Origin of the sequence: Rhodopirellula europaea 6C (genome assembly GCF_000338295.1) — a bacterium.
GTDB classification, from domain to species: domain Bacteria; phylum Planctomycetota; class Planctomycetia; order Pirellulales; family Pirellulaceae; genus Rhodopirellula; species Rhodopirellula europaea.
Genome location: NZ_ANMO01000062.1, coordinates 1 through 18,312, shown reverse-complemented (window position 1 = coordinate 18,312; position 18,312 = coordinate 1). Strand labels below are relative to the sequence as shown.

General features: G+C 55.5%; 12 protein-coding genes and 1 tRNA gene. 8 read left to right on the top strand and 5 right to left on the bottom strand.

What is annotated here, in order from left to right; all coding sequences use genetic code 11:
- Nucleotides 1–318: alkaline phosphatase family protein (locus tag RE6C_RS05255; protein WP_039961254.1), on the bottom strand; the 318-nt coding region annotated here is incomplete at its 3' end.
- A gap of 153 nt (nucleotides 319–471) precedes the next feature.
- On the opposite strand from RE6C_RS05255, the gene RE6C_RS05250 reads away from it, so the two are divergent.
- The gene (locus RE6C_RS05250) at nucleotides 472–2,184 is read left to right on the top strand and encodes an alanine/glycine:cation symporter family protein (protein WP_008654534.1); all 1,713 of its coding nucleotides are present in this window, start codon (nucleotides 472–474) and stop codon (nucleotides 2,182–2,184) included.
- 199 nt (nucleotides 2,185–2,383) lie between these two features.
- On the opposite strand, the gene RE6C_RS05245 is transcribed toward RE6C_RS05250, so the two are convergent.
- A tRNA-Phe gene (locus RE6C_RS05245) sits at nucleotides 2,384–2,456 on the bottom strand.
- Nucleotides 2,457–2,638: 182 nt separating this feature from the next.
- Here RE6C_RS05245 and RE6C_RS05240 point away from each other — a divergent pair.
- From RE6C_RS05240 to RE6C_RS05205, 7 genes are all read left to right on the top strand, one after another.
- A complete protein-coding gene (locus RE6C_RS05240; RefSeq protein WP_008654533.1) occupies nucleotides 2,639–3,637 on the top strand; it encodes a hypothetical protein in 999 nt (332 codons plus the stop codon).
- A 245-nt stretch (nucleotides 3,638–3,882) separates the two neighbouring features.
- Nucleotides 3,883–4,590, top strand: coding sequence for a MotA/TolQ/ExbB proton channel family protein (locus RE6C_RS05230; protein ID WP_007335005.1), 708 nt, complete (start codon nucleotides 3,883–3,885; stop codon nucleotides 4,588–4,590).
- Nucleotides 4,590–5,078 carry an ExbD/TolR family protein gene (locus RE6C_RS05225; protein ID WP_008671209.1) on the top strand — a complete coding sequence of 163 codons (489 nt, stop codon included), beginning with the start codon at nucleotides 4,590–4,592 and terminating at the stop codon, nucleotides 5,076–5,078. Before RE6C_RS05230 ends, RE6C_RS05225 begins: the two co-directional genes overlap by 1 nt.
- Before the next feature lie 118 nt (nucleotides 5,079–5,196).
- The gene (locus RE6C_RS05220; RefSeq protein ID WP_008654531.1) at nucleotides 5,197–5,931 is read left to right on the top strand and encodes an ExbD/TolR family protein; all 735 of its coding nucleotides are present in this window, start codon (nucleotides 5,197–5,199) and stop codon (nucleotides 5,929–5,931) included.
- A 112-nt stretch (nucleotides 5,932–6,043) separates the two neighbouring features.
- Entirely contained in the window at nucleotides 6,044–9,433 is a 3,390-nt protein-coding gene (locus RE6C_RS05215) for an outer membrane protein assembly factor BamB family protein (protein ID WP_008654530.1), read from the top strand.
- 21 nt (nucleotides 9,434–9,454) lie between these two features.
- Entirely contained in the window at nucleotides 9,455–11,818 is a 2,364-nt protein-coding gene (locus RE6C_RS05210) for an ABC transporter substrate-binding protein (RefSeq protein ID WP_236617956.1), read from the top strand.
- Nucleotides 11,800–13,692, top strand: coding sequence for a hypothetical protein (locus RE6C_RS05205; RefSeq protein ID WP_039961250.1), 1,893 nt, complete (start codon nucleotides 11,800–11,802; stop codon nucleotides 13,690–13,692). Before RE6C_RS05210 ends, RE6C_RS05205 begins: the two co-directional genes overlap by 19 nt.
- Here the strand turns inward: RE6C_RS05205 and ligA are convergent, their stop codons facing one another.
- From ligA to RE6C_RS05190, 3 genes are all read right to left on the bottom strand, one after another.
- Complete coding sequence (ligA, locus tag RE6C_RS05200; RefSeq protein WP_008654526.1) at nucleotides 13,693–16,011, bottom strand: NAD-dependent DNA ligase LigA; 2,319 nt, start codon at nucleotides 16,009–16,011, stop codon at nucleotides 13,693–13,695. It abuts the gene before it with no gap.
- A 15-nt stretch (nucleotides 16,012–16,026) separates the two neighbouring features.
- On the bottom strand, nucleotides 16,027–16,284 hold the full coding sequence (locus RE6C_RS05195) for a hypothetical protein (protein WP_008654525.1): 258 nt from the start codon (nucleotides 16,282–16,284) through the stop codon (nucleotides 16,027–16,029).
- 126 nt (nucleotides 16,285–16,410) lie between these two features.
- Complete coding sequence (locus RE6C_RS05190) at nucleotides 16,411–17,778, bottom strand: PQQ-binding-like beta-propeller repeat protein (RefSeq protein WP_039961249.1); 1,368 nt, start codon at nucleotides 17,776–17,778, stop codon at nucleotides 16,411–16,413.
- Nucleotides 17,779–18,312: the final 534 nt, after the last annotated feature.

Sequence of the window (18,312 nt, the reverse complement as noted above, 5' to 3'; positions counted from 1 at the left end):
CTTGGCTGTGGTGGATTGGTTGAACCACCAAAACATTTTGGCGGTTTCGTAGCGGTCGTAAAAAACGTCGCCTTGAACCAGCGTGCGGGCTTGCTGCCAAAAGCGGATTTCCTGGGTGTCGCGATACAGCCACCCGTTGCCGACGATGCCATGGTCTCGCGGGGCCAATCCGGTCAGCATCGTCGCTTGGCTGGTGCAAGTCACCGCCGGGACCGGGCTGGTCCAAGGCCGGTGATTTCCCATTGCAGCCAGGTTGGGTGCGTGACGAAGCAGTTTTGGAGTCAGTCCGACGACGTTCAGAATGCAGAGTTTTGTCACTTAAGGCTACTTTTTTGCGAGTTCAGCCGCTTTCGAGTGTTTCTTGGCACATCCCTGGTGACAAACCCCCGACGCGTTTGCGAAGGATTCACTATCCTATGGCCCATCTCCCCTTCATTTTGGTTCGAATCAGTCCTTCGTACAGGAGTCTTCATGTTGTTGTCAAAGCTCGCTCGTTTCAGCTTGCTAAGAATCGCCACCTTGGTTGTTGTCCTTTTCGGGACGGGGGGAGTGGCTGCATTCGCGCAAGAAGAAGTGGCTCAGTTGGAGGTGACGGAGGAGCCGGTTGCTGAGGCATCCGCTGAGGAACCGGCGTTGGGGTTGGACCAGCAGGTCGATAAGTTATTCAGGCCAGTCGCTGACGCCTGGGGGTCGGTTGTTTTCTTCAGCGTGGAGCTGCCTGGCGTTGGGCCGCTGCCGTTGGTGCTGATCTTGCTGGTCGGTGGAGCGTTGTTCTTCACGATCGCATTTGGGTTCGTCAACTTGAGGTTATTTCCTTTGGCCATCGAGGTGGTCAGCGGGAAGTTCGACGAAATAGAGAAACAAGGCCAAGACATTCCGAAGGGAGTCGAGGTCATGGAGGTCGACGGTGACTTGGTCGACACCATTCGCGACGAGGGCGAAGGTGAGGTTTCACACTTCCAGGCTCTCGCGACCGCGGTTTCGGGAACGGTTGGTTTGGGCAACATTGCTGGGGTCGCCGTCGCGGTTGCCGCTGGCGGTCCCGGGGCAACGTTTTGGATGGTTGTCTGCGGTTTGCTTGGTATGTCGACCAAGTTTGTTGAATGCACCTTGGGTGTGAAGTACCGCGATGTGGATGCCAACGGCGTGGTTCACGGCGGGCCGATGTATTACCTCAAGAAAGGCCTGGCCGAGCGTGGGTTGGCGCCCGTTGGAAAAGTCTTGGGTGTGCTCTTCGCGATTTTCTGCGTGGGTGGATCGTTTGGCGGAGGCAACGCGTTTCAGTCCAACCAAGCCGCTCAGCAAATCAAGTCCTTGTTGGGGCTTCCTGACACGGGGTCATCAGGGACGATCATCGGTTTGGTGATGGCTGTTTTGGTCGCGATTGTGATCATCGGTGGCATCAAGCGAATCGCGAAAGTCACGGAGAAGGTCGTGCCGCTGATGGCATTGATGTACGTGATTGCCGCTCTCGGGATCATTTTGATGCACATTCAAAGCGTGCCTTGGGCGATTGGGCAGGTCGTTTCAGGTGCGTTCTCGTTGGAGGCTGGCTTTGGTGGTTTGCTGGGTGTGATGGTGCAAGGTTTCCGTCGAGCTGCGTTTTCGAACGAAGCCGGAGCGGGTTCCGCCGCCATCGCTCACTCGGCCGTGAAGACGCGTTTTCCCGCTTCCGAAGGAATCGTTGCGTTGCTGGAGCCGTTCATCGATACGGTCGTGATCTGCACAATGACCGCGATCGTGATCGTCCTTTTCAACGCGGACAATTCGTTCGCATGGGGGCAAGTCGACTCGGCAACCAGCACTGTGTTGATCGATGGTGCTCGAATGGGCGGGGTGGATTTGACCTCGGCCGCGTTTGACAGTGTGTTGCCCGGATTCCGCTACTTGCTGACGATCGCGATCATCTTGTTTGCGTTTTCAACGATGATTTCATGGTCCTACTACGGTCTGCAGTCGTGGAAGTATTTGTTCGGACGCAGCACCGCTGCTGACTTGTCCTACAAATTGCTGTTTTGCTTGGTCGTGGTGATCGGAGCAGCGGTTTCGCTGGGGTCAGTCATCGAGTTCTCCGACGCGATGATTTTCGCGATGGTATTTCCCAACATGATCGGGCTGTTCCTGCTGTTCCCCAAGGTTCGTCAGGAACTGAACGCCTACTTGGAAGCCATTGGCCGGAAATAGCCCGCTTGGGTTGCCGGTAAGAGTTCGCCGCCGAATTTTTTTCGGCGGCGGCAGGTGGCCAGGCGAAAGCCGATTTGAGCACACGCTGATCCGAAGAGGTTCCGGCCGCTTGTTTGGCTCGATGCGGCGATCGGCCGCGAATCAGAGGCTCTTTCGTCGGTCGGGTGTTTCCGGCGACGAAAGGCAAGAAAGATGGGAGTGGTTAGAGGCGGGCTCGAACCGCCGACACCGGCCTTTTCAGGGCCGTGCTCTACCAACTGAGCTATCTAACCTTTTTGAATCAAACGAGCATAGTCGAGAGGGGTGGTTCTTTGCCAACCTCGATGCGACATCTGCGAAGTTTTCATTCAACGCGTGCTAAAAGTACGCTATCATGGTGCGTCTCGTCAATCGGACTCTTCAAAACACTTTTCCTGGCCAACGAATTGGTCGTTCCTTGCTCAAGGATTGATACATGGCTTCTTCCGATCAGAACGTGATCGACGAACCACAGATCGACGAAAAATCAAATATCACGAGCAATGACGGTGCGTCGCAAGGGGCGGGGTCTGCCAGCACGGATGGCATGACCGAGATTCAGAAGCAGCGATTGGAAGAACGTGAACGTTTGCGGACCAGCAAGTTCGACGTGGTGACTTCGCTGTTCATGTCGCTGATTTTGTTTATCGGTGCCTTTGTTCTGATGCTGTTCATCGTCTGGCTGACGATGCGAATGCCGGAAAGAGTCAAGTCATTCCCACCGATCGAGGAAAATGCGGCCGGTCGTGCCGACAACGCCGAAGGTTTCGAACGCGACTTTGAACCGCCGGGAGCGGAAGAAGTCGAGGAGCTGATGGAGCCCACTCTGCAGGACACGATTGAGGCGGTGACCGATGCGGTCAGCAGCGTCGCCGGTGCTCTGGACACCATGAACACGAGTGCCACGGCCAGCACCGCGGGCTCGGGAAAGGGTGACAGCCGTCCACCGGGGCCGGAGGGTGAAGGCGAAGACATCATTCCGCGATTCGAACGTTGGCAATTGAACTTTTCGGCCAAGGGGCTGAAGCCGTACGCCAGTCAGTTGGATTACTACAAAATTGAGCTCGGAGCGATCGGCGGTTCCGTACAGGGAGTCGACTACGCCAGCAATTTGGCGAGCAAACCAAAATCGCGGCACGTCGATGACAGTGAATCAGAAAAACGTCTGTACTTCATGTGGACGACACCCAGCCCTCTGATGCAGTTCGACCGAACGTTGCTGACTCAGGCCGGAATCAACGTCACCGGTCGGCAGATGTTGAAGTTCATCCCGCAAGAACTCGAAAACGAACTGGCCTACATCGAGCTCGAATACGCCAAAGAAAAGGGGCATCCAAGCGTTGTTTCGATCGCGAAAACGATCTTTCAAAGCACCGCCAGCGGAAGCGGGTACCAATTCGAAGTCGTGGATCAACGGTACCGTAAAGGCAAATGACGTGAAATTTCCAAACGGGTGACCACAATGGGGTGCGGCGACCTTGTCGTCTTCACCCCCGGGGAATTTTTTTCGGCTCCGATCCGGTCGCACGACCAATACCAGCCTGATGGAAACCTCACCCAACCAAGTCCAGAACGCGAGGCAAAGCGGGCTGGCACCAAACCAAGTTGTCTCCTCAGCGGGACGCCCAACCGAATCCAAACAAACAACCGTATCACTCTGAAAGTACTTAGGACAAAACGTTGTTGCTCGCTGAAACTTCGCTGTACGAAATTATCTCCAACTCAACGTATCTGGCTCTTGCGGCCGTTGCGCTTTGGGGGCTGTATCAGATCGTGATCGTCTGGACTCGCGTCGGCCAAAAACGATTTAAGACGGAAGAACAACAAGACGCATTCATGGATGACGTCGAGCAGATGTTGCGTGCGGGCGACTACGAAGGCGTGCACGAATACTGCGATGGAGACGTGCGTGCGATTCCACAAATGATCGATATGGCCGTCGTCAATCGCGACGAAGGATTCAAACGAGCCAAGCAAATCATGATGGACCGTTTTCAGCGCGACGTGATGAGCGATCTGGAATATCGGCTCAGCTGGGTCAGCACGGTCATCAAGAGTGCTCCCATGATCGGGTTGTTCGGGACGGTGTTCGGGATGATGGGGGCGTTTAAGACGCTGGCAACGGCCGAGCAAGTCGAACCTTCCGCGCTGGCCGGCGATATTCAAGTTGCCCTGGTGACAACGGCCAGCGGATTGGCGATCGCGATTCCGCTGATGCTGTTGGTTGCCACCGTGATGATTCGAATCGCGAAAATGGAAGACTTGTTGGGATCCGGTCTCCAGCGATTCTTCGAAGCCTTCAAGGTTGGTTTGGCAAAGTCACAAGGGGCGGCAACCAAGAACGGTGCCTCCGCTAACGCCGAAGCGATTGCTGCTGGAGTGCGATGATGAGTCAAGGCTTCATTGACGACGATGATGATGACGACGAACCAGCGATGCCTCGCAAGAAGCGTCCTGAGGAGGAGATGGACATCACTCCGATGATCGACATCACGTTCCTGCTGCTGATCTTCTTTGTGGTTGCGTCCAAAATGGATCCGACGCAAACGGGGAAGATTCCGGAAGCCACGAACGGTTTGGCCATTTCGGCGAAGGATTCGGCCGTCATTTTCATCGAACCCGCCGGCGGTGATTCACCCGCGATTCTGCGTCGCTACGACGGCAGCGAATTCAGCAAAGACGAAGAGACCGCGACCAGCGAGATCGTTGAATATCTTACTGGTGAATTAGAAAAGTCCATCGGAACAAACAAGAACCAAGTGATGTTGCTCGGGGACGCGGAGGTGAAGGTGTCCGAGGTCACCAGAGTTCAGAAGATCGTTGGTGATGCGTTTCAAGATTTGGAATTCACTTACATCGCCGTCAAAGAACAGTAAGCAACGAGTCAGAAAAAGGTGTCAGGTACCTTTTTCATTCGTTCCTAACCCGCATCCGTTTTGAGTGACAAACATGTCAATCCAATTTGAGTGCCCTTCCTGCGGTGAGTCACGTCTCGTGAACGAACGCTTGGGCGGACGAAAAATTCGGTGCCCAGGTTGTGACTCACCCATCACGATCCCGGAGGCGCCCGCGGTCGTGGAAGCCGAACCGGTGGAAGCTGAGCCAATCGAGGCCGAACCAGTGGCGGTCGAAGCTGTCTCAGCGGAGCCGGTTGTGGATGCGGAGCCTGAGTTGGCAGCTGTCGGAAGTGCTGCTTCCAAAGCTCACGCCGCGATGGGTGATGTCGCTGCGGCAGCTGACTCGGTCCAGCCCGCCGCGTTCAGTTTGGATGACGATGACGACGATGCCTTGCCGCCGCGAAAAAAGCGCGACGACGGTGAGCTGGACATGACTCCGATGGTCGATGTGACGTTCTTGCTGCTGATCTTCTTCATGGTCACGGCGAGCTTTTCGTTGCAGAAATCGATCCAGATGCCTCGCCAGCAATCCGAATTGCCAAGTTCCAATCCCGATCCTGATCCAACCGACGAAAAAGACCCGGTCGAACTCGAGATCGACGAGAACGGTGGCTTCCTTGTTCTTGCTCCTGAATGGGAAAGAGAAACGCCTGGCAAGCAGAACTTGATCACCGCCCTGAAAGAGGCGGTGGGCGACAATCGCGACGGCATGCAGCTGAACATCAAGGTTCACGAAAATGCCAAGCTACAGTTTCTGGTCGATGGCATGGACGCTGGAACGATTGCCGGCTTTGCTGCCTTGCAAGTCACGGAAGTCGACGGTTTTGACTGATTCTTTTCTAGACGCTCGTCCCCCTCATCGCACGCTGACAATGTCCCCACGTCAGCAGTTGTGATTCCTTGCCTCTTGTCTTTTCTATCCACCAACAGAACCCACCGGCTCGATGGTCGGCGGTTTCACATTCATCAACATGCTTGCAAACGAACTGATTGACCAACTGGAACGGCGGGGTCTCTTGGACCAAGAGATCATTGAGGCGTTGCGAGAACAAATGTCTCAAGGCGGCTCACGCGTGACGCCCGAAGCGGTGGCCAAGTTGTTGGTCGACAATGGGCAACTGACACGATTCCAAGCGACCAAGCTGATCGGTGAACTACGCAGCGAATCGTATGATTCCGAAGCTGCGGAAGTGGTCGAAGGCGAAGAAGATCTGACGGCGCAATTGATCGACGACGAAGAGGTTGCCGAAGCCGTTATCGAAGATGACGACCCATTTGGTGACAATCCGGTGGAAGTCGAAGCCATCGAGGCGGAACCTGTTGAAGTGGTCGCCGAGGCGGAAGTCATGGGCGATGCGATGGACGGCGCGCCGGCTCGCGGTCGCCCGTCTGCTCGAGTGAAGAAGCCAGAGACCAAGTCCACGTGGGACTCGTTCAAAATTTATGGCTACTTGGGAATCATCGGATTCTTGATCATCGCTGGCGGTGTGCTTTGGTTTGTGCTGTCGAAAGGCAACGCGGACGAGTTCATTGCGTTGGCGAACAAGCAATACGACAGCCAAAGCTATCAACCTGCTCAAGACGCCTACATCGCTTACCTCGACCAGTTTGGCCAGAACAGCCAATACTCCTCGCTGGCCCGAACACGAATCACGATGTGCGAATTGTTTCGTGCCGAGCAAATGACTGACCCGGTTGCCGGGTTGGAAATGGCAAAGGAAAAGCTGCCGACGATCATCGATGAAGAGGCAATGAATGATGAGCGTGGCAACCTGGCCGGTTTCCTCGTCGATGTCGCAGAGAACATTGCAAGAGAAGCCGAGGCGGCGAAAGAAACCGAAGAGAAACGGCGGCTGCTCGAGCGACTCGATGAGCAGCAAACGTTGATCGACAACCCGAACTACATGTTGTCGACAATGAAGACGACGTTGTCGGGTCGCTTGTTGCAATTGAGTGAAGCACGCAACCGCGTCAAACGCGAAATCGATCGCAACGTTCGCTTGGATGCGACCGAAGCGGCCATGCAATCCGCATTGGCGGAGAAGAAGACGAAGGAAGCTTACGACGAACGCGATTCGTTGCTTCGCGACTTTCCCGAGCTGGCCAAAGACCCGCGTTTGGTGACATTGATCGAAGAAGCGAGCGACATTCAGCAGACGTTGGTCAAGCCATCGGCAAAGACTCCAAAGATCACGAACGAACCAGCCAGCGACGCTGCAGTGAAGTCCATTGTTCTGACGACACGTCAGGGCGATTCCATTCCGGGCGTGGAAGAAGAAGTCTTTTTCCTGCGTGCCGGTGGATCGGTGCTGGCATTCGCGGTCGACGACGGTCGTTTGCTATGGCGAGATTACACCGGGCAAGGCGAAGACTACACGCCGTTGCGATTGGACGATGGCACCGCGGTGCTTTTATCTGATATGGCCAACGACGAAATTCGTCGCTGCCGCGGAGAAGACGGCGAAGTCGAATGGCGTGCAAAGTTTGGCGAGCCATTTGTCGAACCCGTTTCGGGACGCGATTCCATCTTGGTGACCATGGATTCTGGCACGCTGGTGTCGTTGGATTCGGACTCCGGAGACGTCAAATGGTCGACGGATTTGTCGCAGGAATTGTCGACGCCCGCCGGACTGGATGACACGCTGAATCGAGTTTATATCCCCGGCAGCCACAGCAACCTGTATGTGCTCAACGCACGCGATGGCAAGTGCATCGAAAGCTTGTATCTCGAACACGACGAAGGAACGATTGCGGTCGCTCCTGTGTCATTGCTCGGCCATGTGTTTGTGATCGAAAACGCCGGCAGCGACTACGCTCAAGTTCACGTTCTGAAAGTCGATGAGAACGGCGAGAACATCCAGGTCGCTCAGAGTCCGTTCCGCTTGGATGGCAATGTTGTCGTTCCACCGATTGTTCAAAACCGTCGATTGATCGTGTTGACCGATCGTGGCCAAGTCGCGGTGTACGACATTGAGCCAACATCTGAAAAAGATCAGGTCTCGCTGATCGCTCAACAGGTTGCCGCGTATGACAAACCCACGCTGACTCGCATGGCGGTCGGTCGCAGTCAAATGTGGATCACCGGCAAACGCATCGGTCGCTACGAATTGCAAATCAACACGGGGCGAGTTGTTTACGATTGGGGCAAAAACGAAGGTGACACCTTCATCGGCCAACCATTGTCGCTCGACGATGTTCTCGTTCACGCTCGCGTGTTGAAAGGCACCTCCGCGATTCGCGTGACGGCGGCCGAACCTAAGACGGGACGCGAATTGTGGCGAACTGATGTCGGAACCCCGATCGCGATGATCACGCGTGCTCCCGAAAGCGGCTTTCATGCGGTGACCAGCCAAGGTGCTTTATTCGAGTTGACGGCTGATTCGCTCTCGGCGGGATCAACGCAGGGTCCAATTGAAAACCCAGGAGCGAATGGAATCTCGATGAGTTTCCAAGACCCCATTGTGGTTGATGAAGTTCGACGCATGCTGCTGAATCAATCTCAGAAGGGTGAAGCGTTGATCTACGACCCCACTCGTCGAAGTGAAAAGCTTCGCAAGGTGACGTTCCAGTTGACGGGGCCCAAGCCAACCGGCGTGGCAACATTCAGCGGCGGTGGTTTGTTCTTGCCGCTTGATACCGGACGTGCTGTGCTGATGGATTGGCAAACCGGACGTGTCAAAGGGGCTCCGTTTCAACCAGCCAGCGATCCAACCGCCACAGTTCAGTGGACCAACCCAATCAAAAGTGCCGCTGACCCGGATCAAGTGTTGATCGCAGACAGTCGGAATAAGCTTTATCGATTGCGAGTCGGCGACCAGATCCGAGAGTTGTCGAGCGTTGACTTGGAGTCGCCTTTCTTGGGCACCGTGGCGGGCATTGAATCGAGCTTGCTCGGCAGTGTCAGTGGTCCTGCATCGGACTACTTGGTCGGACACGACCAAACGGGGCTCGAACAAACGTTCAAGAAGGTCTTGGACGGACGGATCGTTTGGGGACCCATCGCTGCTTCGTCGGAATCCGGTGGAGAGATCGCACTGTTGATCACTGACGACCAGACATTGCGAGGCTTCAGTGCTTCGGGTGAACCTCTCTTCCAAACGCAAATGCCAGAAGGCGGTTTGTTGGTTGATCAGGTTGTTTCGACCGGTGGTCGCTGGGTTCTGACCGGCAAAGATGGTTGGTTGACCGCGGTTGATCCCGCCTCCGGCAACGTGGTTGGCACAACTCTTCTGGGCCAACCTCTGTCGGCCGGCCCGTTGCCTGTTGGCGACAAGTTGCTGGTCCCGGGCACGGAAGGTGTCGTTTACATCACGAACATTCCCGGTGACGCCTGATCCATGCAATTTCAGTCCTTGATGAATTCCAACGTGTTGCATTTTCGACGACCTCGCTGCTTTCCATGCATCGCTCAGAACGCTTTTCTGGTTGCGGTTCTTTTCGTTGTGGGCACTTCCGGTGCGCACGCCCAATTGCTGAACTATGCCGAGTCCGGTCGCCCGGAAGCTCCTGGTTTGGAATTGCTGCAGGAAGAGCCGCATGACCTGATTTACTTCACCGAGAAGTCCGGTGGAGGTTGGGTCAAGACTCGATTGTTGGATCTGCCCAGGCGTGAGATCCCAGCTTCGCCGACTGGTTCGCTGAAGTTCAGCATTGTCGGCGTCGAGCAACAAGAATTTGTTGCGAAGTGGACCGACATTGAGAACATCGATTTCTGGGAAAAACGTCTCGAGAGGGAAACAGCAGAACGAATCAAGGCCGGTGACTTCGTCGGTGCTTACCCGTTCCTGTCGGTGCTGATTCGTGACTACCCGGCTCGCCCCGGTTTGAGACAGCTTCGGACGGAGTTCCTGTGGCGGGACGCGGCACGACGAGCAAAGAATGGTGAGTACGGTGCGTCACTGGCGATGTTGGAAGAACTGCGTCGCTATGCACCAGAGTACAAGACGCAAACGGTTTTGACCGCCATTGGCGCGTTGACGGATCAGCTGATGGATCAACTCGTCAGCGACGGAAAGTTGGAGTTAGGACAGCAGTTGCTCGCGCGATTGGAAAAGGAATATCGCGGCCAGGATTTGTCATCGATCAAGAAATGGAACGCTCGATTCCTATCGATGGCGGAAGATAAACGCGACCAGGCTTTAGCGGCGTTAGAAGCCAAGAAATACCGGGAAGCACGCAAGTTTTCGCGTGAGAGCATCTTCCTTAAACCTGACATTGAGGGCGGCACGGAACTGGTTCGCAAAGTCGACCAGATCTATCCGTTGGTAAACGTCGGGGTTTTGCAAACCGCGACCGTGTTGGACCCAACTCGTTTGGACAATTGGGCTGCTCGTCGTGCGGGACGCCTCTTGTACCGCGTGTTGTTCGAAATGCAGGGAGCCGGTCCCGAGGGGGGCGAGTATGAGTTCATTTTCGGCGACACGGAACAGAGTCCTGACCGTCAACGGTTCTCGATGTTCTTGGAACCTGAGCGATTGCCGGAACCTCTCAACCAAGTCGATGGTTTTTACCTCGCTGATGTTTTGGCGGATCGCGTCAAATCAGAATCGCCGACTTACTTCTCGCCTTGGGCCGCCGCGGTTCAAGCGATTGGGCTAGACGGTCCCAAGCGAATCGATTGCATCTTGCGGCGACCCAATGTGCTTCCGTCGGCATTGATTCAAGTCACCGTCGATGGATCCTGGTTCGGTGGCGAGCCCGGTTCGCCCACCGGCGATTATCGCCGCGATGTCGTCGAAGGCGACGTGGTGCGGTATGTACTCAAAGGAGAGCCTCGCACCGAATTGCAGCCACGCGAAATTGTTGAGATTCGAACCGAGTCCGCAGCCGACGGCGTGAGCAAATTGTTGCAAGGCGAAGTCGATGTGCTGGACCAATTGTTCCCCGCCGATGCCGTGCGGTTGTCTAGCAATCGAAAGGTTCGTGTCGTCAACTATCCACTCCCCAGCGTGCACATGCTGGTTCCATGCAGCGACCATGAGTACCTCGCCGACAAGACATTCCGGCGTGCGTTGGTGTATGGGACCAACCGGGAAGACATCTTGAATGGTGAGTTGCTGGAGAGTTTAGAAGTCCCAGGATGTCGTGTTTTATCGGGGCCATTTCCCGCGGGACTCGAAGACAATGACCCGCTTGGTTACGCCTATGATCAATCCATTGCACCGCGTAATTACGAGCCTCGTTTGGCGAAGCTCTTGATGACGATGACGGCCAAGCAAATGGAATCCGAGGCGTCACGGAAAAAGGAAAAGCCACCCGAGCTAAAGCCGATCCGCTTGGCGTTTCCACCAGAAAACCTTTCTCGAATTGCTTGCGAAGCCATTCGTAGCCAATGGCAATTGTTGGGATTGGAAATCGAGTTGGTTGAGTTGCCCGTCGGTCGCGCGTTCCCGGATCCGGGGACCGCCGACATTGCTTATGTATCGGCCGCGGTTTGGGAGCCGATCATTGACGCTCGTCGCGTGCTCGGTCCCGAAGGCATGGCTGGCAGCACCGACCAATTGGTCGGACTTGGTTTGCGACGTTTGGAAGAGTCGAAGAACTGGCGGGATGCTCGAGACCGATTGTTAGATTTGCACGCGATCGCTCACCACGAACTGCCTGTGCTGCCGTTGTGGCAATTGGTCGATTCTTACGCCTACAGTCGAGACCTGTTGGGTGTGGGCTCTGACATCGTGTCGCTGTATCAGAACGCTGAAAAATGGCGGTTGAGTCAATGAGTATCACAACACTGTTTACTGGTCCCGGTCCGCTACATCGATATGCGGCTGGTCTGTTCGCCTTGATTTTCACGCTGGGACCGTTTGCACCTGCACGTGGGCAAGAGACGAATGCCGATGCTGCCGCCCAAGCAGATCCAGCAGCGAATGTGGATGCCGAACCCGAGGTCGAGCCTGATGAGCCACCGCCGTTCGACTTTGCTCCCTACAAAACTTTGATCTGGGTCGCATCGGATTCACCGCGTGTTTCCGCCGACACGATGCGAGATGATCTGCAAAAAGTCCTCGATCGCGATTTCCATGCGGTGTGGCGAACGACGATCGAAGACGCACCCACATCCGTCGCCTCCATGGCGCTGCGTGTTCTGTCCGAAGTTGACTTTGACACGTTGGCCGCCACCGACCCGGTGATCGCGGTCAAGAGATCGCACGACGATGCGGTCCGAATCCGTTTCGCTGGCGATGTGGGGCGTTATGCATCGAGTATTCTGACCACGACGGGCCGCATGGAAGAGGTTCGCTCGCGATTGGCGGGGGATCCAGATTCTCCCAAGAACGCGTGGCTGAGAATTCTGCATGCGATCGAAGGCGATGCCGTCTCACTGAAGGATGCGTGGGCGAAAGAAGACACTGAGGCGATCTTGGTCTCTCGCGGGATGGCGGAAACTCTGACCGAACCAGAAGCCAAGATCATCGTTCCGCCAATCACCGGTCAAGTCATTGATGCGGCGGAAGCCTATGACAAGATCTTTATCGTTCGCATTCGAACGGCCACCACGCCGATGAAAGTCGAAAGCGTCGAGTTCGATACTCTGATGCGGTATTTCGGCGACACCTCACAAGCCACCGTTTCCAGTTTCAATCTATTGCCCGAAGTAGTCGGCGCAACCTTGCGAGATGTCTTCGCTCCCGTGGCCCGGATCGATGATGCGGGAAAGAACAATGCAGTCGGGTTGGTGCGAGCATCGGGATTGGTAACCGACAAGAATTCACCGGCACTCGTCAACGTGGGCGACGTGTTGGTGCCGATGGTTCGCAAAGATGATCGCAACGGCAGTCCGATATCGATTGGACCGCTCGACTGGGCCTACTTGCTTACCAAAGAGTTGGACGGACGCCGCGTCAAAATGGATTTCCATGCGGGTCGAGCGGGTGGATTGCAGGGTCGCAAGAACGCGCGTACCCACCGAGTCGGGCTTCGTATTCGACCGCGAAAAGATGAGACACTGTTGCGATTGCATGCCAAGGGTGACCCAAATCAGCCGCTGATTGGATACGAGATCTACGAAAAGGAACTCGAAGGCAAGAGCATGACATTCATTGGTCGTACCGACTGGAATGGTCGCTTGAATGTCGAGCCAAACGACGAACAACCTCTACGATTGCTGTACGTGAAAAACGGCGGCGCCGTATTGGCTCGATTGCCGATGGTCCCCGGTCACCATGAAAAAATGATTGCGGATCTCGGTGGTGACGACATGCGTTTGCAAGCGGAGTCGTACATTCGTGGCGTGCAAAACTCGATCATCGACCTGCTTGCAATTCGCGAATTATTCAAAGCTCGAATCATGATGCGACTCGAACGCGGCGATCTAGAACCGGCCGAAGAATTGTTGGAAGTGTTGCGGAATCAACCGACCAACGAACGCCTCGCCAATGACATGGGTAAACGCCAGTCTGAGTTCATCAAAGCGATTGGCAAAAATGCCAACCAGCAACGCAAGGTGGATGAGATGTTCAGTGTGACACGTGAAATGCTGACCAAACACATCAATCCAAAATTGGTGCGAGACTTGGAAGAAGCGATGATTGTGGCAAAGGAAAACGGCGGCAAGTTACCACCGAAATCAGACGAAGAACCCGACGGGGCGTGATCACTTCGCCTCGGTTTCGTACCGCGATCGAAAGTCATCTTCGCTGAGGATTTCGACGCCTAGCGATTCGGCTTTTGTGAGTTTGCTGCCCGCCTTCTCACCGGCGATTAGAAAATCGGTTTTCTTGCTCACGCTGCTCGCCGCACGTCCGCCGAGCTCTTCGATGCGGGCTTTGATTTCGTCGCGAGTGTAGTGCTGCAGCGTCCCGGTCGCGACAATGTTTTTGCCCGCCAGTGGCAGGTTTGCTTCGTCGTCAGGTGTTTCGACCGGTTCCGGCTCGGACATGGTGACGCCCACCGCGTCCAAGTCACTCAGCGTGTGGGAACCCGATTCGCTATGGATGAATTTGACAAGGCTTTCAGCGATTCGATCGCCGATTTCATGGATCGCCGCCAGGTCTTCCGCCTTTGCTGAGCGTAGCAAATCGAGATTCCAAAACTTCGCCGTGATAAGCTTCGCGACTCGTGGTCCGATGTGCCGGATGCTGATCGATGACAGCACGCGAGCCAACCCGCGGGTGCGGCTTTCGTTGATACCAGAGACCAGGTTTTCGGCGTTCTTGCGGCCGAACTGGACCTCGATCATCTCGTCTCCCTTGCCCTTTCTCAGTCGCGGCCAAGTCAACTCGGCGAGTTCATCCACATCCAATCGGTAGAGGTCGGCGTAGTTTTCGACCAACTCTTTTTGCAGCAGCAGGTCGACGACTTCTTCGCCCAGACCATCGATGTCCATTCCGGTTCGACTGCCGAAGTAAACCAATCGTTGACGAAGTTGAGCGGGACAGGCGGGGTTGGTGCAGCGGATGTAGACGCCGCCTTCGTCGCGCGTCAGTAATTCATCGCACTGTGGGCAGTGAGTTGGGAACTCGAACTTTGGAAGTGGTTTGGTGCGAGCGTGCTTCTCGACTCGCACGACCTTGGGAATGATCTTGCCGGCCTTCTCGACGACCACGGTGTCGCCGACGCGAACATCCAACCGTTCGATCTCGTCGGCGTTGTGCAGGGAGGCTCGTGAAACGGTGGTGTCCGCGATGTCGACGGGAGTGAGGTAAGCCACCGGCGTGATTGTGCCCGTCTTGCCGACTTGGACATCGATCGCTTCGAGCGTGGTGATGGCTTCATAGCGTTCAAACTTATAGGCGATCACCCAACGTGGGCTTTTGCTGCGCACACCCAATTTTTCGCGTTGCTCGAAGGAGTCGACTTTGAACACGATGCCATCGATCTCGAATGGCAGATCGGGCATTTCCAGTTCGAGTTTCGCGATCGCTTGAAGTGCGTCTTCTTTGTTTTTAAAGCGTACGACATCGGGGGCGATCGGGATGCCAAGTGTCTCGACATGCTGCAGAAACGTCATGTGATCGGTTGCTTGAACACCAACCAATTCGCCGCTGCCATGGCAGAAGAAGCGGATGTTGCGGGAGGCTGCGATTTTGGGATCGAGCAGGCGAATCGTTCCCGCCGTGACGTTGCGGGTATTCTTGAACGGTTCGTGACCGGCTTCGGTTTGGCGGACATTGAGATCGGCTAGGTCCGCGTCGGTCATGTACAGTTCGCCGCGCACTTCGAGGACCTCGGGGACGTTACCGCTCGCGATTTCTGGATGAGCACGCGCGGCGTCGGCGATCGATCGTGGTAACTCACGGATGGTGCGAACGTTGTGCGTGATGTCGTCGCCGACCTGCCCGTTGCCTCGTGTGAGTGCCAGTGTGAGCTCGCCGTTTTCGTAGCGAATCGAACCGGCGACGCCGTCGATTTTGTATTCCATCGTCCAAGCAACCGATTCGCCTTCGAGCGATTTCTCGATTCGTTCCATCGCCGCCGCTAATTCTTCGCGGCTGTAGGTGTTGTCGATCGACAACATGGGGACGCGGTGCGGAACCTGAACCAACTGGTCGACAACGTCGCCGCCGACCAATTGCGTCGGCGAATCAGGTTGGCGGAGGTCCGGGTGTTCGTTTTCGAGTTGCGTGAGTTCGGCCAGCAACTGATCGTATTGCAAGTCGGTGATCTCGGGCGCCGCATCGTCGTAGTACAGACGGTTGTGGCGATTGATTTCGGCGACGAGTTGTTGCACGCGGCTGGCAATGGAATCGGAGGCCACGAAACGATCCTGGGGCATGAGAAATTCACCAATGCTCTCGGCAGACCGAGATGTCATCCATTGTCCGTCTGGCCCCGGCTGATTCCAGACCCCTTGTTTGCTCTTGATCGTGGGGACGTTCGTAAGAGTGTGAATGAAAAAACGGAGCCGAATTGCCGCGAATTGAAATCGCTGGCAGTCTGGCTCCGTGATGAAATTCAGGTCGATCGGACTCATCGTGAGTCCATTTGACTACTCGGCGGTGCCGGCAGCTGCGTCGATACCTTCTTTGGCTTTTTCGCCACCTTGGTCGATAGCACCGTCAACGGTTTCTTTGGCGGCTTCAGGAACCATGTCTGTCGTCTTTTCTTTGGCGGAACCAGCGGCGGAATCAACGCCCGCTTTGGCTTGGTCAGCGATTCCGGCTGCTGTGTCCGAGCCTTTTTCGCATCCGCTCAAAACAGCAACGAACAAGACGGCAAGCAATAGTTGGGTGAGCTTCGTGAACATCAATTTGATCCTGGAAAAGTGGCCTGGGCGAATCCCGACAAAATGTGGGGCCCCCTACGAAGGCAACCCTATCCCAATCGCATTTGAACACAAGTGGACCAACGAGTGCCGGTTCCTATTCAGCGTTCATTCTTCCAAGGATGCGCACACCAATTGCTTGTCATTTCGAGCGTAGATGCAGCGGTTCGCGTATGCGGGGTGAGACCAGGTGACGCCGTTACGGCGTGGCAATTGAATGGTGGTTGTATCAAGCAAGTGAGTTTGGCTGAGCGGTTGATAACCTTCCGGAGTCAAATGTGCGATCGTTAGTCGACCTTGATCGTTGAACATCCAATCCGTTTGCGAGCCCGCTTGTTGATGGACGACCGTGTGAATCGTGCCCCAGCGGTTTCGCGGAACCGCGGTGGTGTCTTCCCATACTCGTTCGCCGGTTTCTGCATCGAGACATCGCAGTTCACCATAGCTGTCGACACCGTAGACGTATCCGTCTCGCATGACCGGTGTGCTGATGATCGATTGCAATGCTCGCGTGTTCTTTTCGTCGATCCCAACGCGATGCCACTTCTTTGTCGCGGTTGGTTCCGTCGCGGACAACTCGACCATCATGGAACCATCGTAGAACGAAGTCACAAACAAAAGGTTGTCATCAACAACGGGCGTGGCGACTCCGATCGGCATGCGAGAAGGAGGGAACGGAATGCTCCAAAACACATCGCCGGTCGAGGGCGATAAACCGCTGATGCTGTCTCCCGTCCAGCAAACGACGACATATTTGCCGCCTTGTTGGATGAGGATCGGAGCGGAATAGCAGGCACGTTCATCGAGCGAACGCCACACTTCTTTGCCGGTTGCCAAGTCGAAGCCAACCACACACGCACCATCCGAGCCACCGACGATCTGGATCACGATTGGTTGATCAGCGGCGCCGACAAACACGAGTGGTGCACCTGTAATGCCCCAAGCCGGCATGTCGATATCGTATTCCTGATGGAGATCATGTTTCCAAAGGACGTCTCCATTGGCAGCATCAAAGCAATGAAAGTGACCCATCGCGCCCACCGCCAATGCCTTTCCATCATGGATGGTAACACTTGCACGTGGACCGGCTCGATAGCCGATTTCGTAGGCCGCCGCGTAAGACTGTTCCCAGATCAGACTGCCATCTGTTTCAGCGAAGCACAACACTCGCTCGATTTCATCCGGTTCTGTTTGACGATCGGTGACATACACGCGTCCGTCAGCCACGGTTGGTCCGCTGTAGCCTGAACCGATTTCAACCGACCATTTCAATGGAAGTTGGCCTTCAGGCAGCTCCGTCACAATCCCGGTCTCGGTCCAGTCGCCATCGCGGTCTGTGCCTCGCCACTGAGGCCAGTCTTCTGCGACCACGTTGCCGCAGACCAGCAAAGTTCCGAGTAACAGCATTCGGATTGCCAACTGGCCACAAATGCCTGGCGAGGAAAGAGCGCTTCGAATTAAACGTCGGATTGCCATCGGAAGTTCCTGATCGGAAAAAGAGAACGGAACGTGGAAGTCTAATGCGTCCACGTGGACGTTACGAGTTGCTGTATTTTGCCTGGCTTCGCCGTTTTGATGCTCTCAGCGGCGTGAAACACGATCGATGTGGCAATCAAACCCAGATTTCCGTATTGAAACGGTGTCCGTTCTCCGCCGACGGCCAATTCTTTCCGGCGGTTTCGCCGCCATACTGATTGCACGCAGTGGTCCCGATGAGCCACCCACTGAGATCGACGTCTCGTTCCACTCATTCGCAAACGCGAATTTCGTTGGGTCATGCCACGGCATCGGCAATCGACGTTGATCGTCTTGTTGGCAGTCGCAGGACTGTGCTGGGCTGTTCAATCTTTGGGGTTGCAGGTCGAGGACACGAAGCAGCTTTTGCCACCTCTCCCTCAACTTCGTTGGGGGAGAGGTCAGACGCGGCGTTCAGCCGTCGTCTGGGTGAGGGGGCGAATTCCCTCGGGTTGAAAACGGCAACGCCAACTAGCGATGCGAGTTGCGCGAATG

Bases quoted from the DNA above. Each gene is read 5' to 3' on its own strand.
- ligA (WP_008654526.1), bottom strand. From the start codon at position 16,011: ATGAGTCCGATCGACCTGAATTTCATCACGGAGCCAGACTGCCAGCGA.
- RE6C_RS05205 (WP_039961250.1), top strand. From the start codon at position 11,800: ATGGCGGTTGAGTCAATGAGTATCACAACACTGTTTACTGGTCCCGGT.
- RE6C_RS05215 (WP_008654530.1), top strand. From the start codon at position 6,044: ATGGTCGGCGGTTTCACATTCATCAACATGCTTGCAAACGAACTGATT.
- RE6C_RS05190 (WP_039961249.1), bottom strand. From the start codon at position 17,778: ATGGCAATCCGACGTTTAATTCGAAGCGCTCTTTCCTCGCCAGGCATT.
- RE6C_RS05195 (WP_008654525.1), bottom strand. From the start codon at position 16,284: ATGTTCACGAAGCTCACCCAACTATTGCTTGCCGTCTTGTTCGTTGCT.
- RE6C_RS05210 (WP_236617956.1), top strand. From the start codon at position 9,455: ATGAATTCCAACGTGTTGCATTTTCGACGACCTCGCTGCTTTCCATGC.
- RE6C_RS05250 (WP_008654534.1), top strand. From the start codon at position 472: ATGTTGTTGTCAAAGCTCGCTCGTTTCAGCTTGCTAAGAATCGCCACC.
- RE6C_RS05240 (WP_008654533.1), top strand. From the start codon at position 2,639: ATGGCTTCTTCCGATCAGAACGTGATCGACGAACCACAGATCGACGAA.
- RE6C_RS05225 (WP_008671209.1), top strand. From the start codon at position 4,590: ATGAGTCAAGGCTTCATTGACGACGATGATGATGACGACGAACCAGCG.